The organism is Dactylosporangium sp. NPDC049140, assembly GCF_040648435.1.
Genome location: NZ_JBEZDS010000061.1, coordinates 1 through 21799, shown reverse-complemented (window position 1 = coordinate 21799; position 21799 = coordinate 1). Strand labels below are relative to the sequence as shown.

Genomic DNA, 21799 nt, shown 5'->3' with positions numbered 1-21799 from the left:
CCAGGGTGGGGGTCAGCCGCGCAGCGCCCCCGACATGAAACCGCGGACGTAGCTGCGCTGCAGGATGAGGAACAGCACCAGACAGGGCACCGCCATGAACGTCACGCCGGCCTCCAGTGCGGCGTAGTCGATGGCTCCGAACGTGGCGGTGCGCATGTTCACCACAGCGAGCATCATGGTGAACTTGTCGGTCGAGTTGAGCAGGATCAGCGGGGCGAAGAACTCACTCCACGAGGTGAGGAAGGCGAAGAGCCCGACGGTGATGAGGCCCGGCTTCACCGCGGGCAGCATGACGCGGACCAGAGCCTGGAAGGTGCCGCAGCCGTCGAGCAGCGCCGCCTCCTCGAGCTCCTTGGGCACCGCCTCGAACGAGTTGCGCATCATGAACACCGAGAACGGCAGCTGGAACATGATGAGCACGAGGCTGAGCCCGATGATCGAGTCCTGCAGGCCGATCCAGCCCAGCAGGACGTACAACGCGATGAGAATTGTCGCGTAGGGCACCATCAGGATGGCGAGCGTGAGCAGGAACAGGGCGTTCTTGCCGGGGAAGTCGAAGCGGCCGAACGCGTAGCCGCCGAGGCCGCTCACGAGCAGCGTGCCGCCGACGGTGAGGGCGCTGACCGCCACGGAGTTGAACACGTGCTGGAAGTGGATGCCGTTGTCGGAGGTGAACAGCCGCGAGTAGTTCTCCAGCCCGAACCCGCTCTTCGTGCGCACGGAGGCGAAGGCGCTCCAGGCGAGCGGGAACAGGAACAGGATGGCCAGGGCGGCGCCGGTGAGCCGTCGCATGTCAGCCCCTTCTGCGCAGCATGCCGAGCTGCACCACGTTGAACACGATCAGGACGAAGAGCAGCACCACCGAGATCGCGGCGGCGGAGCCGAGGTCGAGCTCGATGAACGCCTTGCGGTAGATGACCATCACCAGCGAGGTCGTGCTGTTGTCGGGCCCGCCGCGGGTGAGGATCCAGAACTGGTCGAAGGCGAGCAGGGAGCCGGTGACCATGAGTGTGGTGACGAGCGCGAGGGTGGGGCGCATCAGCGGTACCGTGATCCGCCGGAACGTCTGCCAGCGGGTCGCCCCGTCCAGCTTCGCGGCCTCGTACACGTCGACCGGGATCGACTGCAGCCCGGTGAGCAGGATGAGCATGTTGAAGCCGGCGAAGCGCCACAGCACGAGCCCGACCGCGGAGCCGAGCGCGCTGTTGGGGCTGCCACTGGTCCACGACACGTAGCCGTGCAGCAGCCCCAGTTTCTCGAGGATGTCGTTGACCGGCCCGATCTCGTCGCTGAGCAGGCCCAGGAACAGCAGCGAGGCGCTCGCGAAGCCGACCGCGGCCGGGATGAAGAACGCGGTGCGCAGCAGCCCGATGCCGCGGCCGGGGTGCTGCACGAGCAGCGCCAGCCCGAAGGACAGCGCGAAGAGCAGCACCGTGACCACGACGGTGTACTTGAGCGTGAACCAGGCCGCGGTGGCGAGCAGCTCGTCGTCGGCCATGCCGGCGTAGTTCTCCGGCGCGTTGAGCTCCGGGGCGCCGAGCAGCGGCCAGTGGTGCAGCGACATGTACGCCACCAGGCCGAGCGGGACGAGGAAGAACATGCCGACCATGAAGGCGGTGGGCGCGGCGTAGAGCGCGCCCACCCACTGCCGGTTGAGCCGCCGGCGGGGCCGGGCGGCCGGCGGGGTGACCGCCGGCCGCTCGTCGACGAGCAGGGTCATGGTGTCTCTTATTTCTTCAGCGAGGCCGTCAGCGCGGTGGCGCCGTCGTCGAGGGACTTCTTCGCGTCGCCGTACAGCGCGCCGCGGAAGGCGGTCACCCACGGGCTCTGGGGGTCGTTGTAGGTGGCGTTGAAGTTCTTGGCGTAGGGCGTCTTGCCCTTGCCCATCAGGCCGTTGATCTTCACGACCCGGGGGTCGCTGGACGAGTACTTGTTCGACGCCAGGTCCGTGCGCACCGGCACGCCCTTGCCCTTGGCGATGACCTCCACCTGGGCCTCGTCGCCGAGGGTCCAGGCGAGGAAGTCCCACGCCTCGGTGGCGTGCTTGCTGGTGGCGCCGATGCCGATCGCGTCGCCGCCGACGAACGTCGACTCGCCGCCGGTGAGGCCGCTGATCGGGGCCACGCCGAGCTTGAAGTTCGCCTTCTCCTCGATCAGGCCGAGCCACGCGGCCGGGCCGGGGGCGATGCCGATCTTGCCGCTCTGCAGGGCGCCGAGCCAGGTCGGGCCGGCCTCGTCCTTGGACGCGGGGGCGGCCACGCCCTCGTCGTAGAGCTTGCGGTACAGCGCGAAGACGTCGGACATCTCCTTGCCGTTGATGTTGCTGGTGGTGCCGTCCTCGTTCATGACGTCACCGCCCGCGGCCCACACCGACGGCCACATGGTGAACACGTTGCAGCCGCCGCAGTTGCCGCCGAAGTAGGTGCCGTTGACGTCCCCGCCGAGCTTGTCCACGGCGCGGGCGTCGTCGGCGAACTCCTGCAGGGTCGTCGGCGGCTTCTCCGGGTCGAGCCCGGCCTTGGTGAAGAGGTCCTTGTTGTACAGCATCACCGACATGTCGATGGTGTGCGGCACCGCGTAGACCTTCTTGTTCCAGGTGCCGTTGCGCACGTGCGCGGGGGCGACCTTGTCCTTGAAGGGCAGCGCGTTGAACTTGTCGGTGATGTCGGTCCACAGGCCCTGGGACGCGTACTGCGGCGCGAAGACGACGTCGGAGGCGAACAGGTCCGGCAGGGCCTTGGCGCCCGCGGCGGAGGCGAGCTTGGCCGGGTACTCCTCGTTCGGGTACGCGGTGACCTGAACCTGGTTCTTGTGGGTGGCGTTGTAGGCGGCCGCGTAGGCCTTGGACTGCGTCTCGGTCGCGGCGCGCGTCCACAGTGTGAGCGATGCCCCACTGTCCGCGTTGGCGGGAGCCTCCGCGGCCTTGTCGTCGCCGCACGCGGCGGCGCCGAGCACTAACGTCGCAGCGACGATGCTGCCCATCCAGCGTTTCACGCTCGTTCCTTCCCTAGGCCATTCATTGTTTGTGAGCGTTCTCAAGATGCAAGGGTGTGGCGGTGGAACTGCGCACGATCAGGCTCGGCGCCGAGCGGAACTGCTCGCCGCCACGGGAGCCCGTCGAGATCTGGTCGACGAGCAGGGCCAGGCTGTGCCGGCCGAGCTCGGCGAAGTCCTGCCGGACGGTGGTCAGCGGCGGCAGGAGGTACGGCGCCTCGGGGACGTCGTCGAAGCCGACGACGCTGACGTCGCGGGGCACGCGGCGCCCGGCCTCGTGCAGGGCCCGCAGCACCCCGATCGCCATCTGGTCGTTGGCGCAGAACACGGCGGTCACCTCGGGCCGCTCGGCGAGGCTGAGTCCGGCGGCGTACCCGGCCGCGGCGCTCCAGTCCCCGGCCAGCGGCGCGGGGGCCGCTCGCCCCGCGTCCTCCAGCGCGGCCCGCCACCCGGCCCGCCGCTCGCGGGCCTCCGGCCAGTTGGCCGGCCCCGCGATGTGGTGCACGGTGCGGTGCCCGAGCTCCAGCAGGTGCCGGGTGGCCAGGGCCGCGCCGGCGGTGTTGTCGATGGCGACCATCGGCACGCCGGCGTCCTCGCCGTCCGTGCCGACGATGCCCAGCCCGACGATGGGCACGTCCAGCGGCTCCTGGCGCAGCGCCGTCCAGGCCGCCGCGACCGGCGCGAGCGTGACGATCCCCTCGACGGCCTGCTCGCGCAGGCGCCGTATGGCGTCGCGGACCTGTGGCACATCGGGCTCCCGGGCGCTGGCGATGCTGACGAAGTAACCGGCCTCCCGGGCCGCTCGCTCGATGGCGTGAACCATGAACGAGGGCCCGAAGAGGGTCGTGTCGAACGTGACGAGCCCGACGGTCTGGCTCCGGTTGGTGGCCAGGGTCCGGGCCGCGACGTTGGGCTGGTAGTCCAGCGCCCGCATCGCGGCCAGGACCCGGGCCCGGGTCTCCGACCGAACGTTGGGATGGTCGTTGACCACCCGCGAGACGGTCTGGTGGGAGACCCCGGCGAGGTGGGCGACGTCCCGCATCGCCGGTGGTCTCCGCACGGTGTGCATGCTCAGCCGAACGCCTTGACCTCGAGCAGCCCCAGGGAGGAGGTGCCCGTCGCGGTCAGCTGGACTCGTAGCCGGGTCGTGGAGACCCCGGTGAAGGTGACGGTGTTGTACGCGTTCTTGGTCAGCGTGTACGAGCTCGCCCCGGGCACGTCGACGTACGCCGAGCCGTCCCAGTACTGCAACTTCCACGCCGAGGGCATGTCGATGCCGCCCTCGTCGTCGAAGAAGTACACCTGCGCCTTGTTCACCGACTGGGCCGAGGCCCACTGCAGCTCGGCCCACTGGGTGCCGGTGTTGGGCCAGGTGCCCCAGCGGGAGCCGTCGTTGGCGGCGCCGATGTTGGAGCTGGCCGGCTCGTCGCCGTTGTTGATCGCCGCGCAGCTCTCCCACGAGGACGTGAAGGAGCAGGACGGCGTGGCCGACAGGGCGAGGTTGGTGACCGGTGGCGGCTGGGTGCCGCCGCGGTTGTACATCTTGATCTCGGTGAGCCCGGTCTTGGCCCCGGATGCGTTGGTCGCCAGCACGCGGACCCGCTGGGCACTGACCGCCGGGAAGGTGACCAGGTTGTAGTTGCCCTTCGGGGTGCCCGGGCTCTTGGCCTGGCTGGGGACGCTGACCCAGGCCGTGCCGTTGTAGTACTGGATGTCGTACGACGACGGCGCCCGGTAGGTCGCCGAGGCCGGGCGGCTGTCCTTGAAATACAGCCGGACCTCGTTGACGGTGCGGGCCTGGCCGAAGTTGACCTCGTACCAGTCCTGGCTGTTCGGCGAGCCGCCGGCGCCCCAGAAGGGCTCGTTGGTCGGGTAGCCGTCGCTCGCGCCGCCGGTGGACGAGCCCGACCCGGTGTAGGAGGCCGAGACGGTCGCGCCGGTGACGAGGTTGGTCGGCGGGGTGGTGGCGTTGTCGACGCCGGCCTTGGCCATGATGTCGACGACGCGGCTGTCGGTCTGCACGACCTGGGTGGGCGACTGCAGGCTGGTGTACGCCTGGCTGTAGGCGACCGTGCCGGTGGTGGTGACGGTGCCGGTGGCGGGGTCCCAGGTGAACGGCACGAGCGAGTTCACGGTGGCGACCCGGGTGCCGTTGATGAAGATGCTGTAGCCCTGGGGCACGCCCGGGTAGCGGGTCACGCCGTCGGCCGGGTCGTCCCACACGATCGTGAGATCGGCGTTGCGGTACCGCAGGTTGTTGACGGTGAAGTGGTCCCACCCGATGTTGATCGGGGACAGCTCGACCTTCGCGTCGTTGCGCGGCCGCAGCCCCGCGACGTCCTCGATGATCGTCCAGTTGCTGCTGCCCAGGATGTTGTGGTGGATCCACGAGCGGTAGGTGATCGACGAGCCGTTCCAGTTCGCCCAGAACTCGTTGGCGTCGGGGTACGCGACGTTGCCGTTCACGTACTGCGCCCAGGCGTTCCAGTACAGCAGCTTCTTGTACCAGTCGTTGGTGAGGTACGTCGTCGGGTAGTTGCGCAGCGCCGAGCTCAGCAGCCGGAACTGCACCGTGGAGTTGATGGTGGAGAAGTTGTTGCTACCGGTGCCCGAGGCCGCCTTGTCCGCCTGGTCGGCGGTGTAGAACGGGAAGATCGGGTACTGCGCCGGGTCGTCGAACAGCCGCAGCGCCTGCTTGTACTGCGTGGTGTTCGGGATGGCGCCGACCGCGAACGGGTAGTAGATGTTGATCTCTTTCCAGGGGTTGAACGCCCCGTCGGAGGCCATCCGGTTCTCGAACAGGTTGTGGCTGGGGTTCCACAGCACGTTGACGATCGCGGCGCCGATCTGGTCGGCGAGGGCGTTCATCTCGTTCGCCTTGGCCGTGTTGCCGACCGCCGCGTACGCCTGGGCGGCCGCCCGGGCGCCGCTGTACTGGTAGGCCGCCTCGCCGCGGTCCATGTTGCCGGAGCGCCAGTGGAACGACACCGCGTCGGCGTCGTTGCCGGTCAGCGCGCCCCAGTCGTACTCGATGAGCTTGTTGTTGTTGGTGTCGTACGTCGCGAGCTGGCCCTTGACGTCGCCCTCGGCGTACTTGGCGAGGTTCTGGGCGAGCGCCGGCTGGCCGCCGTGGATCTGGTAGCTGCGCCAGGCCGCCTCGGCGATGTACTGGGTGTAGCTGTTGGACCAGTTCTCCGGGTCGCCGGGGTTGTCGACGAACCGGCCGTTCTTGGAGACCTGCCCGACCGAGAGCCAGTCGCCGTACGCGTACAGCGGCGTGCGCAGGTACTTCAGGTCGTCGATGTGCATGGGCTGGGTCAGCGCGATGGCGTTGTTGTAGCCGAGCGCGCCCTCGACGGAGGTCGGGAACTGGTACGTCTGCCCCGGGATGTTCGCGTCGAGGTTGTTGAACCGCATGAGCCACCAGCGGTAGAAGTAGTTCTTCGTCAGCGCCGGCTCGGGCGAGTCGAAGAACGGGATGTTGTCCGCCCACCACTTGTTGTACGCGCGCACGTGGGTGGCGAACGCGGTGGCGTTGTCGTAGCCGGCGTAGGCCGTGTACTCGGTGGACGACTCCGGGATCTCGCTGGCGATGAAGCCCATGACGACCTTCGCCGTGGCGGTGGCGCCGGCCGCGATGGTGATCGACCGGTTCAGCCCGCCGGAGGAGGCCGCGAAGCCGTCACCGGAGAGCTTGGTCGTGAGCGTGGTCAGGCTGTTCTTGGTGCCCGTCGAGCCGGTCAGCTCGTTGCCGCTGCCGCTGGTCGCGTACGGCGAGACGGCCCGCAGCGTCAGTGTGGTCGACGCGGTGCCGTTGTTCTTGATCGACAGGTTGGTGACCGCGACGTTGTTGTTCGTGATGAACTTCTGCTGGGTGATGGCGACCGAGCCGCTGGTGAAGACGCTCTTGGCGTAGCTGGGCGCCTGGAAGCGCTGCGCGGTCTGCTCCGTGAACGTGCCCGGGCTGGCGGTGACCGAGTACGCGTTGGCGTCGCTGATGCTCTCCCAGTACGCCACATGTCCGGCGAACCCGAGCACGCCGGGGTTGTAGGTCTTCATGAACAGCGCGCGGCCGCGGGTCATCAGGATGGCCCCGTCGGCGTCGGCGGGGTCGCTGCCGCCGCTGCGGCCGAGAAGGCGGTCGACCCAGAAGTCGGTGCCGCCGCTCTCGGCGTTGTAGATGGTCTGCATCATGTTGCCGGTGGTGTAGCCGACGGGCGCGGCCGGGATCGAGGACGAGCCGGTGAACGTGGGATAGCCGATGGTCTGGGCCGCTGCCGCCGGCGGGGCGGATGTGACGACAACGGCGACGGAGGCGGTCAGGGTGGTCGTCAACGCGAGTGCCAGCCTGGACTTCCAGCGGGGGTGTGGCATCGCGTCACCTCCAATGCGATCGGTGTTACGACGGTGTGGTGGGGAGCCAGACGCGCATGGCGGACGCGCCGCGGCGGGCCCAGCGGTGGTACGGCACGAGCGGCACGACGATCGGCTCCGGGCGCTCGGTCGTCGTGGTCCGGTCGCGGTACGGCCAGACCAGCTCGACCGGCCGGATGGCGCGTCCCTTCACCGCGCCGTACTCAGGGGCGACCGACGTGTCGACCTGCAGCTCGTCGAGGTCGACGCCGTCCTCCTGGTCGATCGACTCGGCGCACATGACGACCGGGCCGACCTCGACGGCGGCACACCCGCGCACGGCGTCGACACGCGGGTCGGGGAACGTCCAGCGGGGCCGCACCGGCAGCTCGAGGCGCAGCTGCTCGCCGGCGGCGAAGACGCGCCGCTCGACGTGCTGCCCGCCGCCGGCCCAGCCGGGCACCCGCAGGGCGATGGTGCGCTCCGCGGCCGGCGCCTCGACGACGGTGACCGTGACGGTGCCGTCCTCGGGGTAGGCCGTCTCGACCTCGAGCCGGAGGCCGGCGGCCTCGACGGTCATCGGGGCGTACTGATGGATCTGCACTCCCTCCTCGTCCTCGGTGACGAAGTAGGTGCCGAGGGAGGCGGTGAGCCGGGCGACGTTGGTCAGGCAGCAGGACACCTCGAACCACGGCGCGCGCTGGCCGCCGCCGAAGCGCAGCTGCTCGTGCTCGGCCGACGGGACCTCGGCGCGGGTGCGCTGGTGCAGGGTGTGCGCGTAGAAGAAGGAGCGGCCGTCGTCGGCCACCGCGGCGGCGATGACGTTGTGCAGCACCCGCTCGACGATGTCGCCGTAGCCGCTGTCGCCGGTGGCCAGCAGCAGCCGGTGGGCGAGCATGACGGTGGCGACGCCGGCGCAGGTCTCGGAGTAGGCCCGGTCGGGCGGCAGGGCGAAGTCGTCGCCGAAGGCCTCGTCGAGGTGGCGTGAGCCCATGCCGCCGGTGATGTAGGTGCGCCGGGCGAGGGTCCGGCCGAACTGGCGGACGACGGCGGCGAGCAGCTCGTCGTCGCCGGTCTCCACTGCCACGTCGACGGCCCCGCAGGCCAGGTAGAGCGCGCGGACCGCGTGGCCGCCGAACACCTCGGCGTCGCGGATCGGGGTGTCGTCCTGGAAGTACCGCCAGCCGAACTCGTGCTCGGGGAGGCTGCGGTGGCCGCGCCGCTCGATGAACTTGGCGGCCATGTCGAGGTACCGGCGCTCGCCGGTGAGCCGGTAGAGCTCGACGAGCCCGGGCTCGACCTCGGGGTGGCCGTCGAAGCCCTCGTCGGCGAACCGCTCGCAGACGTGGTCGGCGACCCGGCAGGCGACCTGCAGCAGCTCCGGGGCGGCGCCGGTGCGCGCGGCGGCGACGGCGGCCTGCAGCAGGTGCCCGGCGCAGTAGAGGTCGTGGCCGAAGTTGGCGTCGCTGTACCGCTCCGGCTGCCCCGGCCGCCCGTAGGCGGTGTGCAGGTAGCCGTCGGCGGCCTGGGCCCCGGCGGCGAGCGCGGTGAGTTCGGCCAGCAGCTCGCGGTGGTCGGTGCCACCGGGCCGGCCGGTCTCCCAGCTGGCCGCCTCGGCCAGCTTGTACACCTCGGAGTCGGAGAACTCGCGGCCGCGGCGGCGCAGCGAGGCGTCGGGGTCGCGGAAGTTACCCGTCCAGCCGAGGCGGTCCAGCCAGAACTTGCAGTGCTCGATGGTGGCGGTGCCGTTGACCGCCTGGCGCTGTCCCCAGAACCCGCCGGTGAAACGCACCTGGTGCGTACCGACGGGCCGCAGCGCCCCGCGCGCGGGCGCGACAGGTCCCGGATGGGCTGTCACGGCCACCACCTTTCTCAACACGCTCGAAAACCTTTTCGGGAATGGTGGCAGCAGGTTACGGCCCTGTCAACGGTCTATTTCCGGTGGTCCAATATGTGTGACAGTTGTGACGGGTCGCCGCGTTCGCTATGCTCCTCGAAAAGTTTTCGAAAGGATGCGTCTGACGTGGGCAGAAAGCGCGCGCAGGTCACCTTGACCGACGTCGCCAAGCGGGCCGGGGTATCGATCGCGACGGCGTCGAAGGCGCTCAACTCGCGCGGCGAGGTGGCCCCGGCGACCCGCCGGCGGGTACAACAGGCCGCCGAGGAGCTGTCGTTCCAGCCCAACGTGCTGGCACGCGGCCTGATCTCGGGCAACACCCGCACGATCGGGCTGCTCACCGACGAGCTGTCCGCGGCCCGGTTCGCCATCCCGGTGCTGCTCGGCGCCGAGAACGCGCTGGGCAACGAGCAGATGAGCGTGCTGCTGTGCGACGCGCGCGGCGACGCGATCCGCCGCCGGCACTACATCCGCACCCTGCTGGCCCGCCAGGTCGACGGGTTCATCATCCTCGGCGACGCCAACGACGTGCGCCCGTCGCTGACCCGCGACATCCCCGTCCCGGTCGTCTACGCGTACTGCGAGTCCGACGACCCCGCCGACCTCTCCGTCATCGCCGACGACGCCGGCGGCGCCCGCCTGGCCGTCGAGCACCTGGTGTCGCTGGGCCGCAAGCGGATCGCCCACATCACCGGCGACCCCGGCTACCGCGCCGCCCGCGACCGCGCCGCCGCGTTCGCCGAGATCCTGGACGCGGCCGGGCTCGCCCCGGCCGGCGACCCGCTGTTCGGGCAGTGGTCGCAGCGCTGGGGCCGGCACGCCACCGCCCGCCTGCTGGCCGCCCACCCGGACGTCGACGCGATCTTCTGCGGCAACGACCAGATCGCCTCCGGCGCCGCCGAGGCACTGCGCGAGCTGGGCCGATCGGTCCCCGACGACGTGGCCCTGGTCGGCTACGACAACTGGGAGGTCTTCGCCACCGAGTGCCGCCCGCCGCTGACCACGGTGGACCTCAACCTGGAGCAGCTGGGGGCGACGGCGGTGCAGCACCTGTTCGCGGTCCTGGACGGCGTGCGCCACGAGGGCGTCGTCCGCCAGCCGGGCCGCCTGGTCGTCCGCGAGTCCACGGGCGTCGCCCCGGCCCGCTGACGAAAACTTTTCGGTGGCTCAGGCGGCCGGTTTGGTGTCGAGATAGGCCAGCACGGCGAGCACCCGGCGGTGGGTGTCCGGGGACTGGTCGAGGCCGAGCTTGGCGAAGATCTGCGTCGTGTACTTGCTGACCGAGCCCTCGCTGAGGAACAGCCGCTTGCCGATGATCGCGTTGGACAGGCCCTGCGCCATGAGGGCGAGCACGTCCAGCTCCCGCTCGGTCAGCCCCGACGGGGCTCGGCCGGGGGCGAGGAGCTGGGCGATGACGTCGGGGTCGACGGCGGTACCGCCGGCCGCGACCCGCCGCAGCGCGTCGACGAACTCGTCGGTGTCGGAGACGCGGTCCTTGAGCAGGTACCCGACCCCGCCGCCGCCGGCGAGCAGCTCGCGCGCGTAGAGCTGCTGGACGTACTGCGACAGGATGAGCACCGGCAGCCCCGGCACCTCGCGGCGGGCGGCGAGCGCGGCCCGCAGCCCCTCGTCGGTGTTGGTCGGCGGTAAGCGCACGTCGACCACGGCGACGTCGGGCCGGTGCTCCAGCAGGGCGGTCAGCAGGTCCGGGCCGTTGTCGACGGCGGCGACGACCTCGAACCCGTAGCCGGTCAGCATCCGCTCGATGCCGGTTCTCAGCAGGTAGAGGTCCTCGGCGAGGACAACGCGCACTGCACCTCCAGGATGGCGGTCGTCGGGCCGCCGGGGGGACTGTCGACGGTGAGCGTACCGTCGAACGGCCGCAGCCGCCGCCGCACGCCCGCCAGGCCCGTGCCGCCGGCCGCGTCGGCGCCGCCGATCCCGTCGTCGGTGACGGCGAGCCGCAGTGTCCCTCCACTGTGGATCAGCTGCATTTCGACGGTACCCGCACGAGCGTGCTTGGCCACATTGGTCAGCAGCTCCGCGGCGGCGAAGTACACCGCGGACTCCAGCGGCGGGGCGGGCCGGCCCGGCAGGTCGGCGTCCACCGTCACGGCGAGCGGATGCTCCAGCGCGAGCAGCCGCAGCGCGTCGACGAGCCCCCGCTCGGTCAGCACCGGCGGGCGGATGCCGTGCACGAGGTCCCGCAGCTGCCGTACCGCGTCCCCGGCCGTGGCCCGCGCCTCGCGCAGCAGCTCGTCGGCGCCGTCGGGGTCGGCGCGCAGCGCCCGCTGGGCCAGGCTCAGCGTGAGCTGGATGGCCACGAGCCGGGCCTGGGCGCCGTCGTGCAGGTCGCGCTCGATGCGCTCGAGCTCGGCGGCCTGGGCGTCGAGGGCCTCGGCGCGGGTGTCGGTGAGCTGCCGGACGCGCTCGTTGAGCCGCGCGCTGCCGGTCGGGGCGAGCAGCGCCCGCGTCCACCGGCCGTGGTTGCGCGGCCCGGTCAGCCACAGCAGCGTGCCCACGACCGGGTCGGCCGCCAGCCACACCAGGTCCCGCCAGGTCGCCGGGTCGCGGGCGACCCAGTTGAACCACAGCGAGACGACGGCGACGGGACGGTTGCGGTGGTAGTCGTACCCGGTCCAGAACCAGCCCTGCTCGGTGCGCTCGATACGCGGGCGCGGCGGGTAGGGCCGCTCGATGTCGACCCCGAGCCGGCCGTGCAGGACGCGACTCGCGTCGGCGAGGCGGCGCGATCCGGCCACGAGCAGCACGAGCGCGGGGAACGACAGCGCGGCATAGAGGTGCGTGAAGGCGATCGGCGGCACGGCGAGCAGGGCCACCGCGGGCACCTTGAGGACCAGCAGGGCCAGGCTCACCACGCCGCGCCGCACGACACCACCCTAGGCCGCGGCCGTACACGCATTCCACACCGTGCAACCGGTCATGCCGCCGTCCGCGCAGTAACTGCTCCACACGGAAAGCGTTGTCAAGGCCGACCGGAGCCCTGCTGCCGGACCTGTTCCAGCGCGGTCAGGACTGTGTGCAACCGGCTGTCGAGCGGTCCGCTCAGCTCCAGCACCGGCGTGTCCGCCCAGGAACTCAACGGGTCTTCGTACACCAGCTCCAGCAGCATCGCGTTCGCTCTCGAACGAAGACCGGGCAACTCCGCTGCCGGTAGCATCCGCTCCGTCGTGGGCGTGATCACCGTGATGACCAGCAAATCCAGACTGGCGAACGCCGGCCGCAACAATGCACCATCCACCTCCTCGGCGGGGTCCGCACCGGCCGCTGCCATATATGCGAGGTAGTCCAGTGGTGTCCGGTCGAATATCACGTCGGACGGGGATGACGGCTCGCACAGGCTCCGCACGGAGCGGGTCAGCAGAGCCCGGTAATCGTCGAGCGACGGCGGGAACTGAAACTCGTAGCCCTCCTCTTCGAGCAGGTAGTACGGCTCGTCGGCTGCGGCGTGACCGGGCAGATGTGCGCACAGTGCCTCAACCAGCGTGGTCTTCCCAGTTCCGTGCGTCCCGGAAATCCCGACCCGCATTCGCACTCCCACCAACCAGCCAGAGCGATCCGGGGACGATCATAGCCGCGGTCATGATCCGTCCCTCGCTAGCTCGGCTGTGGCGCTGGGGTGCAGGACCAGCGGCCGTCGTGCCAGCCGCAGGTCTGCTCGTAGCCGGAGCGGAACGACCCGAGCCAGGGGATGTCGTCCTCGTAGCGCGTGGGCGGCGGTGTCGGTGCGAAGTTCGCCGCGTCGTCGGTGCTGCCGCTGCCGTCGTAGCGTGCGACGGTCGGATAGGGGTAGACCGGCCGGGTCCGCACGACAGTGTCGTCCTGGCGCTTCGTGGCGACGAGCCGGTCGGGTGCAACGCCGTTCTCGACCCAGGCGAGGGTGGGGGTGAGCGCGTCGATCGCGTCCGGTCCCTGACCGTCACCGCAGTGGGCGACGCCCGGCAGCACGAACAGGCGGGCGAACCGCTGCGTGGCGTCCGTCCCGCCCATGCGCTCGGTGAGGGCGTGGTAGTAGGCGATCGTTCCGTAGGGCGAGATTGCCTGGTCGGCCCAGCCGTGCCAGAGCAGGAGCTTCCCACCCGCGGCGCGGAAGGCCGTCAGGTCGGGGTCGCTCGCGTCGTAGATGCCGGCCTGCTGGTAGATCTCGTAGAACGTCGCCGAGTCGTAGTGCAGGTCGTGCAGTGTCGCCGACGGCCGGGCGGACGGGTAGGCGAGGTACTTCAGCGCGTTCGTCGCGTTGCCCTCGGCCACGGCCGGGCCGCCGGTGGCGGTCGGGGTGACCCAGCGGGCCCAGTTCGCTTCCGAGCCCACGGGCTCACCCCCCGGGTACATCCGCCGGCCCCGCTCGTCGCGCGGCCCGTCGTACAGCTTGCGTACGGCATCGATCTGCGCGTCGGTGAGGCAGTTCGCACTGTCGCTTCCCGTCGCGCAGCGCAGGCTCCGCGGATCGAACGCGCAGGCCCTCGGGTCGTCGATCTGGCCGTCGGCCAGGCCGTCCCGTGCGTCACACTCGCGCAGGACCGCGGCGTGCAGCGCGGGAAGCTTGGCGGCGGTCAGGATAGGCCGGCCCCGCGCGTCGGTGTTCGCCGTGGCGTGCCAGCCCGCGGACCACACGATGAGCGACGTGAGCAACGACGCCGGGGCGCCGGCGACGATGCCGTCGAAGTCACGCGGGTACCGCTGCGCCTCGGTCAACCCCTCGTGGCCGCCCTGCGAGCAGCCGTCGAAGTACGAGTAGCGCGGGCCTTGTCCGTAGTAGAGCGCGATGAGCCGCTTGGCGACGAGCGCGACGACGTGGTCGGACCGGTAGCCGAAGTCGACCCGCAGCTGCGGGTCGGCACCGAAGGTGGCGTCGAAGCCGGAGACGCCGACATGCCCCTCGTTGTTGGTGGCGACGACGAAGTCGCCGCGGGTCAGTGGCACGCACCCGTCCGTCGCGTCGGCGAAGATGTCGACACTGCCGCAGAACGCCCCGCATCCGGTCTGCAGATACCGCTGCCGCCACGTCTTGGTGGGGAGGAGCACGTCGAACTGGATCTGCGGCGCCGCGATCCCCTTGACTTCGCAGGCCGCCTAGCCGCCCGGCGAGGTCGTCGCGGTCGCGGACCCGATGACCGCCGGAGCGCCGGGCGTCTCCGACAGGTCCTGCCCGGCGAGGTCCGCGCAGTCGATTCTCGGCAGCACCACGGGAGGGCCGGAGGCCGAACCGTCCGCCTCGCCGGACATCCCGGCCACGGCCCTGCGGGGCGCGGCCTGGCCACCGCCGGCCAGCACGAGGACGGCGAGCACGACCGGTAGCGCCCGGAATCTCGCGGTGCGGATGGCGCGTCCCGGCGTCCGGCCCCGTACACGAGCGCGCATGCCTGTCCTCCCCGTTTCGCGGCGTACGCGTGATCGCGGGATCCCGGCCACGCCTGCGACTCCACGACACGAATACGGAAAGCAAAGTACGGCCGCGAACAGGTGTCAATACCGAATCGGACGCTGGTCATCATCTGCATTGACGACGGGTAATGAGCGGACAGAAACCTGTGTCGCGCTTTCGTCCCTCACGGTCCGAGAGTGCCATAGTCCGTGGTGCCGGCTGTCGTCCGCTTGGCCGGATATCCCGTGGCGTCCGGGTGGAGACGTGGCCGTGCCGGCGCGCTCGGCCGCGGACGCTCCGACGGGATGCCGGCCGAAAAGCCAAAAGCGAAAAGCTGGAAATTTTCTGAGGGAGGAAGAGCGATAAATTTGATCCGGGTCCAACGCCGGGCGGAGACGGGGAGCTAGCCCGGATCGTTCATGAAGGCGGCCGGGGGTCATGATCAGAAAGTGGGAGGGTGCCCTCTGCCTGGGAGGATCTGGCTTGTCGAAGGCTTGATCGTCCGTCATGGAAGGCACCCGCCGAGTGCAGGCTACCGGAACGCATCCGAAGATCGTGGTGAGTGCTGACGGGCGGGGTGTGGTTGGCCATGCCGGCGCCCGGCTCGTGGCTGATGTGGCCGAAGCGACCGGCCTGACGAGGCGGCGTGGTTCATGGCCCACCAGCACAACACCGACCTGGCCGGGGAGCCGGTCCTCGCCGTCATGTTCGCCGGCTACCTCGCCGGGGCGCTCGCGATGACCGGGCACCGCTCGCCGGCCACCCCGCGGACGCTGCTCACCGGCCTGGCCGGCGGCGCAGCCATCGCCGTCGCCTGGGCCGCGGTGGCGGTGCTGGACCCCCCGATCCCGCCCGGCGTGGGCCTCGCCGTCGTCTTCGGGAGCCTCGGCATGGCCACGATCGGCATCGCCGTCGAACGACGCCGCGGCCCGGCCGCCGCCTGGGGCGCAGCGACCACCGCCGGCACCACCGCAGCGTTGCTGATCCTCAACCTGGTCAGCGTGCTGTCCGTGTTCGGCCCAGCTGACCTCGTCCCGCACCTCATGCCACCGGCACTCCCGCTCGCGGACCAAATCGCCAACAGCCGGATCGAGCTCACCGACCGGTACCCGTGGCTGCTGCTGCTCGGCTGGTTCATCGCGCTCGCCCAGTGGGTGGCGTCCCGGCTGGCCCCCAACCCACCGACGATGCCGCCGGCAGCACCGCGTCGACACCCGTGCGCAGCGCGCAGACCAACAGATGACCACCACGGTCCGCTCCTCGTGCCGGCGGCCGTGGTATCCCGGACTGTTCAGATCCGGAAGGCGTTGACGAGCTTCGTCAGCTCCGCGCCGGATCGGTTGAGCTGGTCGGCGATCTGCGCGGCGGCCTCGTCTGCGCCGTCGCGGCGGGCACCGAGGTGATGCCCTCGGCGATCATGGCCCGGGTGCCAGCGCTGGATCAAAGCCCACTCGGCATCCGTCACAACGAAACGAGCCACATCCGACTTCCACAAGCCACAGCCAGCCAACACCGGGCCTCGCCTCAATCCGAACCCTGAACAGCTCTCAGGAAGCGGGCTCAGGACCCTGTGACCCCGCTGTCCATCTCGCATCGTCGATGAACGCCACCGTGCGAGGCTCCAGCCGCGTGCGCCGCAAGAAGCGTCCTTTGCACTCGAAAGGAAAAGAGAAGAAACCGTGGTCAACCCCATGCCGAGATCGATGCGACGGATAGACGCAGATCGCGTCGTCAACGATGGGGCCGAAGGGCCAACCAATCTTGCCGTGGACGTTGCCGCATACCAAGGCGCCACAGCGGTAGTTGGGAAAAGCACCCATCAAATCTCTGATATAGGCGTCCGGCGGGCTGTTCCTGAAGGTTTCGTGGGATAGTGCATGAATGCGAGACCAGTCGACGCGTTCGACCCGCAATCGCCCCTCACCGTCGATGAACACCCATTCGTAGCCCAGACCGGGCGACTTGATCCTTCGGCCCTCGTAGCGGCGATGAACGGCTCGAAGGATCCTGAGATAGTCCACGAGGACCGCCTCCGGCAGAGCCTGGAACTTCTCCTCCCACCAAGCCAAATGCTCGGGCCTGAACCTTACGAACTCCCCCATGGAACAGGAGTCTGCCGCAGCCGGTCGGCCGGCCGCAAGAATTCAAACTCTGAGGCGGTGCCCTCTGTCTGGGAGGATCTGGCTTGTCGAAGGCTTGATCGTCCGTCATGGAAGGCACCCGCCGAGTGCAGGCTACCGGAACGCATCCGAAGATCGTGGTGAGTGCTGACGGGCGGGGTGTGGTTGGCCATGCCGGCGCCCGGCTCGTGGCTGATGTGGCCGAAGCGACCGGCCTGACCGGCCGGTTCGGTGACGTGCTGGCCGTGCTGCGGCAGCGTCGAGGCGGTCACGATCCGGGCCGGGTCGCGGTGGATCTGGCGGTGATGCTCGCCGACGGCGGGCAAGCCATCACCGATCTGGCGACCCTGCGGGACCAGGCCCAGCTGTTCGGGCCGGTTGCCTCCGACCCGACCGCCTGGCGACTGTTGTCCAAACTAGACGGTCAGCTCCTCGGCGGGCTGGCCTGCGCCCGGGCTCAGGCACGAGAAATCGCGTGGGCGCAACGGATCGAGACCCACGGCGGCCTGCCACAGACGACCGCGGCGGGATCGACGGTGCCAGGCCTGGTCCTCGATATGGACGCCACCATCGTGCTTTGCCACTCCGACAAGGAGTCGGCGACCCCCACCTGGAAGTCCACATTCGGCTATCACCCGTTGCTGTGTTTCTTGGACAACACCCGCGAAGCCCTCGCGGGGATGCTGCGAGAGGGGCGGGCCGGGTCGAACACCACCGCCGACCACATCACCGTCCTGGACGACGCCCTCGCCCAGATCCCCGACACCCACCGGCACGGCACCCCGATCCTGATCCGGTCCGACTCCGCCGGCTGCACCCACGGCCTGCTCGCCCACATCCGCAGCCTGCGTGACCGCGGGCTGGACACCCGCTTCTCCGTCGGGGTGGCGATCACCGAACCGATCCGCCAGGCGATCCTGACCGCCAAACAGCGACCAGGCGACTGGGTGCCAGCCGTGGACACCGACGGTGAACCCCGCGACAGTGCGCAGGTCTGCGAACTCACCGGCCTGGTCCCAGACGACGGCTATCCGGCCGGGACCCGGTTCATCGTGCGCCGGGAACGGCCGCACGCCGGCGCCCAACTGTCGCTGTTCGACACCATCGAAGGCATGCGCCATCAGGTCATAGCCACCGACACCCCGGCCGGCGACCCCACCAACGGCCCCATCCAATACCTCGAAGCCCGCCACCGCGCCCACGCCCGCGTAGAAGACCGGATCCGGACCGGGAAGGACACCGGCCTGGGCCGGTTCCCGTCCCGGGTCTTCGCGATCAACCAGGCGTGGCTGCAACTCGCGCTCACCGGCATCGACCTACTCGCCTGGACCCAGATGCTCCTGCTAGACGGCGAACTCGCCGCCGCCGAACCCAAGAAGCTGCGCTACCGCATCCTGCACGTCGCCGCCCGGATCACCCGCACCGCGCGGCAGACCAGGCTCCGCATCGCCGAAACCTGGCCCTGGGCGGCAGATCTCGCCACCGCCTTCGCTCGCCTCGCCGCGCTGCCCCAGCCGATCACCTGAACCCGGCACCACAACCCCGACGAACCAGATGGAGCAGCCCGGCCAGAGCCGGGCACTCACCATGCCCACACCCAGCCAAACCACCCAGCAAAGATCAACCCTGGTCCGAACAACCTAGATCGACAGTTGGCGAAAGACTGGGGCTAGGCGGTCGGGCGCGCGATCCAGACCGTACGGGCCGCGCGGATCGACAGGTCGTCGCGGCGCAGTACGGACCGCTCACCGTCGCCGAGCAGGTCGTCCAGCGTCGCCAGGTCGTCCGTGGTGAGCAGGTCGGCCAGGCCCTCGCGGGTGCGGCTCAGGGACGCGTGCGCGTAGCGGGTCGCGGCCTCCGGCAGCGGGGGCTCCATCGTCACTTCGAAGCGCCGCTCGGACTCGACCTTGAGGCCGGCCCCTCCGAGGAGAGCGGACCAGTCGGCGCCCATGTACGGCATGTCCTGCTCGCGCCGGCGGGCCATCGCCGCGTGGCAGCGCTCCTCGATCCCGCCCGCGGCGCCCTCGGGCAGGAACCGCGGGAACGCGTCCAGCTCCGACAGGGCCAGCCGGCCCTCGGGGGCCAGCGCGGCGCCGATGTCGCGCAGCACGCGCGCCGGGTCGGCCATGTGGTGCATCGAGTTGGCCGCCCAGATGAGGTCGAGCCCGTCGAGGCCGGCGGGCCAGCCGGCGTCGAGGTCGGCCCGCAGCGTGCGGACCCGCTCGCCGAGGCCCCGCGCCGCGGCATTGGCGGCGAGCCGGTGCAGCATGGCGTCGTCGCTGTCGACGGCGGTGACGGTGGCCGCGTCGAACCGGGCGAGCAACTGCAGGGTGCCCGCCCCGGTCCCGGCGCCGAGGTCGGCGATCGTGCGGGCCGGGCCTTGCGACGCCACCCACGCCACGATCCCGGCGTGGTAGTCGTGCAGCACCGCCGCGTCGAGCTCGAGCAGCTCGGCGAGGCCGTCGTGGGAACCGTGGCCGGCGTGGGCGTGGCGGCCGTGGTGGTGATCGTGGTGGTGACCGTGCGTGGACATGGACCGAATGTAGCCGGACCTTGCGCCTATCGCATAGCATCTTGCGTATGAAGCAAGACGAAGGCGACGGCGGGGACCTCGACGCGCTGGTCCGCAAGCGCATCCGCGGGCTGCGCGCGGCGCTCGGCATGTCCCTCGACGACCTGGCCGCGGCGTGCTTCATCAGCCCGTCGACGCTCAGCCGCATCGAGACCGGCCACCGCCGCATCAGCCTCGACCAGCTCACCGCGATCGCCCGGGCGCTCGGCACGAGCCTCGACCAGCTCGTCGAGTCCGCCGACGCCGACGTGGTGATCCGCCCCCGCCACGAGCCGCAGCGGGGCGTCACGACCTGGACGCTGCGGCACGAGGCCGGCCCGGGCGGCACCACCGTGGCCAAGATGCGCATCGACCGGCCGCTGCCCGGCCCCGACCAGCTCAAGGCCCACCCCGGCTTCGAGTGGTTCACGGTGCTGTCGGGCACCATCGCGCTGCGCCTCGGCGAGCGCCTGATCCTCGTCGAGACCGGCGAGGCCGCCGAGTTCTCCACGATGGTCCCGCACGCGTTCGGCTCGCACGAGGGCCCGGCCGAGATCCTGGGCATCTTCGACCACGACGGCCGCCGCACCCACCTGCGCAAGCTGCCCTAGATCGCGTCCCAGGGGATGCTCGCCTCGGCGTCGGCGACCAGGCGCATCAGCACGGCGTCGACGCCGAAGGTCACGTCGTCGACCGCGGCGACCGGGGCCACGCCGATGGAGTTGGCGACAAAGGCGCCCCGGAACGCGCCGACGTCCGCGAGCCCGACCCGGGCGTCCTTCGACGGCAGGCGCGGCTTGAGCAGCTGCATGGCGATCCCGGGCAGGTGCGGCGCGTCCGGCCACGTCACGACGGTACCGTCGAAAAATCCGATGTTCGCGATCGCCGCCTCGCACACCGCGCCGCTCGGGTCGACCAGCAGGGCGTCGTCGAAGCCCTCGGCCTCGGCGCGGCGGCCCCAGTAGCCCTGCCCGAAGCCGCCGACGTGCTTGAGGTGCGCCGCGGGCCGCACATAGGGCGCCGAGCGCAGCCGCAGCGGCTCCGCGGGCGGCCGGTTCGGCGGCCGCACGAAGACCATTGTCGTGAGTTCTTCGCGGCGGTACACGTTGATGCGCACGGAAGCGTCGGGCACCCCGCGCACGGCATGGGCGAGCAGCTCCCGCACCCGGCCGGTGTCCAGGTCCGTGCCGAACAGCTCGCGCGTCGCCCCGGCCAGGCGCGCCAGGTGCAGGTCAAGCCCGCGGACCCGGCCGCCGCGCACCTGCATCGCGGTGAAGTGGCCGTAGTTGGACAGCAGCGGCTGGTACAGATCCGCGACGGTCGGCTCGCGCCCGTCAATCTCCACCCTGATCGGTTCCACGCTCGCCAACCATAGTCCGTCAGAGATCCAGCGCGGCGACGACGCTCGTCCGCTCGTGCTGGTAGATGACCGAGCTGCGGAAGCCCACGATCTCGCGCCGCTTGCTGAACTTGTCCATCAGGAACGCGTGCAGCGCGTCGACGCTCGGCACCGCCACGTGCACGAGGAAGTCGTCGCCGCCGGTGAGCACGAAGTACGACAGCACCTCCGGCAGCGTGCCCAGGTACGCCTTGAACGCCTCGATGACCTGGCGGCTCAGCGGCCGGATCTGCACATGCAGCAGGGCCTGCACGTGCCGGTTGAGCGCCGGCAGGCTGATCTCGGCGTGGAAGCCGGTGATGACGCCGCGCTCGCGCAGGCCCCGCACCCGCTCCAGGCACGTGGACGGGGCGATCCCCACCGCGGCGGCGAGGTCCCGGTTGGTCTGGCGCGCATCGCGCTGCAACTCCTCGACGATCGCCGCATCAAGTTCGTCCACGACCGGGATTTTACGCGTCCTGCCGAACGACGTTCGGATATTCGCCGCCAGTACCGGTGCAGGTCCTAACGTCGGCGCATGGAACACGAACGCATCGTGATTCGCCGGGGCCCACGCAGCGGCCGGCCGATCATCGTGGCGGTCCACTCGACCGCGCTCGGCCCGGCGCTCGGGGGCTGCCGGCTCAAGGAGTACGACACGTGGGAGCACGGCCTCGCCGACGCCCTGCGGCTCTCGGCCGCGATGACGGCGAAGTGCGCGGTGGCGGGCCTGGACCACGGCGGCGGCAAGACGGTCGTCGCACTCCCCCGCGGCGCCGGCCTCGACAGAACCGCGGTCCTGCACGACGTCGGCGACGTGATCGAGGAGCTCGGCGGCGCCTACGCCACCGGCCCGGACGTCGGCACCGGCCCCGACGACATGGCCGTCATCGGCGCCCGGACCCGGCACGTGTTCTGCCGCCCGGACGCGAGCGGCGACTCCTCCCCCGCGACCGCCACCGGCGTCATGGCCGCCCTGCGGGTGCTCGGCGGGGACCGGTTCGCGGTGATCGGCCTCGGCCACGGTGAGCACGCCGGTGCACGGCGGGACCAAGGCGCTCAAGGCGGCCGCGTCCGCGTCCGACAACGCCCAGTGCAGCCAGACCGTGGCCGTGCAGCC

At 70.6% G+C, this 21799-nt stretch carries 20 protein-coding genes; 5 read left to right on the top strand and 15 right to left on the bottom strand.

Annotated elements, in window-relative coordinates; all coding sequences use genetic code 11:
• Positions 1-12: 12 nt before the first annotated feature.
• From AB0B76_RS51190 to AB0B76_RS51165, 6 genes are read right to left on the bottom strand one after another with little or no spacing between them, the layout of a single operon-like run.
• Positions 13-792, bottom strand: a complete 780-nt coding sequence (locus tag AB0B76_RS51190) for a carbohydrate ABC transporter permease (protein ID WP_360391156.1) — start codon at positions 790-792, stop codon at positions 13-15.
• A 1-nt stretch (position 793) separates the two neighbouring features.
• Positions 794-1720: a sugar ABC transporter permease gene (locus AB0B76_RS51185; protein ID WP_360391154.1), complete on the bottom strand. Its 927-nt coding sequence runs from the start codon at positions 1718-1720 to the stop codon at positions 794-796.
• An 8-nt stretch (positions 1721-1728) separates the two neighbouring features.
• Entirely contained in the window at positions 1729-2994 is a 1266-nt protein-coding gene (locus tag AB0B76_RS51180; RefSeq protein ID WP_360391151.1) for a sugar ABC transporter substrate-binding protein, read from the bottom strand.
• A 22-nt stretch (positions 2995-3016) separates the two neighbouring features.
• On the bottom strand, positions 3017-4063 hold the full coding sequence (locus AB0B76_RS51175; RefSeq protein WP_360391148.1) for a LacI family DNA-binding transcriptional regulator: 1047 nt from the start codon (positions 4061-4063) through the stop codon (positions 3017-3019).
• 2 nt (positions 4064-4065) lie between these two features.
• A complete protein-coding gene (locus tag AB0B76_RS51170) occupies positions 4066-7368 on the bottom strand; it encodes a discoidin domain-containing protein (protein ID WP_360391145.1) in 3303 nt (1100 codons plus the stop codon).
• 25 nt (positions 7369-7393) lie between these two features.
• Positions 7394-9205: a beta-L-arabinofuranosidase domain-containing protein gene (locus tag AB0B76_RS51165; RefSeq protein ID WP_360391142.1), complete on the bottom strand. Its 1812-nt coding sequence runs from the start codon at positions 9203-9205 to the stop codon at positions 7394-7396.
• A gap of 165 nt (positions 9206-9370) precedes the next feature.
• Here AB0B76_RS51165 and AB0B76_RS51160 point away from each other — a divergent pair, with 165 nt between their 5' ends.
• Positions 9371-10393: a LacI family DNA-binding transcriptional regulator gene (locus AB0B76_RS51160; protein WP_360391139.1), complete on the top strand. Its 1023-nt coding sequence runs from the start codon at positions 9371-9373 to the stop codon at positions 10391-10393.
• 18 nt (positions 10394-10411) lie between these two features.
• Here AB0B76_RS51160 and AB0B76_RS51155 read toward each other — a convergent pair whose 3' ends face one another.
• From AB0B76_RS51155 to AB0B76_RS51135, 5 genes are all read right to left on the bottom strand, one after another.
• A complete protein-coding gene (locus tag AB0B76_RS51155; RefSeq protein ID WP_360391136.1) occupies positions 10412-11056 on the bottom strand; it encodes a response regulator transcription factor in 645 nt (214 codons plus the stop codon).
• A complete protein-coding gene (locus AB0B76_RS51150) occupies positions 11020-12135 on the bottom strand; it encodes a histidine kinase (RefSeq protein WP_360391133.1) in 1116 nt (371 codons plus the stop codon). Before AB0B76_RS51150 ends, AB0B76_RS51155 begins: the two co-directional genes overlap by 37 nt.
• Before the next feature lie 95 nt (positions 12136-12230).
• Positions 12231-12794, bottom strand: a complete 564-nt coding sequence (locus tag AB0B76_RS51145; RefSeq protein WP_360391130.1) for an AAA family ATPase — start codon at positions 12792-12794, stop codon at positions 12231-12233.
• Positions 12795-12862: 68 nt separating this feature from the next.
• Positions 12863-14317 (bottom strand): tannase/feruloyl esterase family alpha/beta hydrolase, encoded by a 1455-nt coding sequence (locus AB0B76_RS51140; protein ID WP_360391273.1) that lies wholly within the window; start codon positions 14315-14317, stop codon positions 12863-12865.
• Positions 14318-14338: 21 nt separating this feature from the next.
• On the bottom strand, positions 14339-14626 hold the full coding sequence (locus AB0B76_RS51135) for a hypothetical protein (RefSeq protein WP_360391127.1): 288 nt from the start codon (positions 14624-14626) through the stop codon (positions 14339-14341).
• A 657-nt stretch (positions 14627-15283) separates the two neighbouring features.
• Between AB0B76_RS51135 and AB0B76_RS51130 the strand changes: the two genes are divergently transcribed.
• On the top strand, positions 15284-16033 hold the full coding sequence (locus AB0B76_RS51130; RefSeq protein ID WP_360391124.1) for a hypothetical protein: 750 nt from the start codon (positions 15284-15286) through the stop codon (positions 16031-16033).
• A gap of 144 nt (positions 16034-16177) precedes the next feature.
• Here the strand turns inward: AB0B76_RS51130 and AB0B76_RS51125 are convergent, their stop codons facing one another.
• Positions 16178-16732, bottom strand: coding sequence for a hypothetical protein (locus tag AB0B76_RS51125; protein WP_360391121.1), 555 nt, complete (start codon positions 16730-16732; stop codon positions 16178-16180).
• Positions 16733-16839: 107 nt separating this feature from the next.
• On the opposite strand from AB0B76_RS51125, the gene AB0B76_RS51120 reads away from it, so the two are divergent.
• On the top strand, positions 16840-18276 hold the full coding sequence (locus AB0B76_RS51120) for an IS1380 family transposase (RefSeq protein ID WP_360391118.1): 1437 nt from the start codon (positions 16840-16842) through the stop codon (positions 18274-18276).
• 143 nt (positions 18277-18419) lie between these two features.
• On the opposite strand, the gene AB0B76_RS51115 is transcribed toward AB0B76_RS51120, so the two are convergent.
• A complete protein-coding gene (locus tag AB0B76_RS51115) occupies positions 18420-19283 on the bottom strand; it encodes a class I SAM-dependent methyltransferase (protein WP_360391115.1) in 864 nt (287 codons plus the stop codon).
• Between the two features lie 47 nt (positions 19284-19330).
• Here AB0B76_RS51115 and AB0B76_RS51110 point away from each other — a divergent pair, with 47 nt between their 5' ends.
• Complete coding sequence (locus AB0B76_RS51110) at positions 19331-19912, top strand: XRE family transcriptional regulator (RefSeq protein ID WP_360391112.1); 582 nt, start codon at positions 19331-19333, stop codon at positions 19910-19912.
• On the opposite strand, the gene AB0B76_RS51105 is transcribed toward AB0B76_RS51110, so the two are convergent.
• Both AB0B76_RS51105 and AB0B76_RS51100 read right to left on the bottom strand, forming a co-directional pair.
• The gene (locus AB0B76_RS51105) at positions 19909-20661 is read right to left on the bottom strand and encodes an aminotransferase class IV (protein WP_360391109.1); all 753 of its coding nucleotides are present in this window, start codon (positions 20659-20661) and stop codon (positions 19909-19911) included. The genes AB0B76_RS51110 and AB0B76_RS51105 overlap by 4 nt on opposite strands.
• A 19-nt stretch (positions 20662-20680) precedes the next feature.
• Positions 20681-21139 carry an Lrp/AsnC family transcriptional regulator gene (locus tag AB0B76_RS51100; protein ID WP_360391106.1) on the bottom strand — a complete coding sequence of 153 codons (459 nt, stop codon included), beginning with the start codon at positions 21137-21139 and terminating at the stop codon, positions 20681-20683.
• A 78-nt stretch (positions 21140-21217) separates the two neighbouring features.
• On the opposite strand from AB0B76_RS51100, the gene AB0B76_RS51095 reads away from it, so the two are divergent.
• A partial coding sequence (locus AB0B76_RS51095) for a Glu/Leu/Phe/Val dehydrogenase dimerization domain-containing protein (protein WP_360391103.1) occupies positions 21218-21799 on the top strand: 582 nt, incomplete at its 3' end.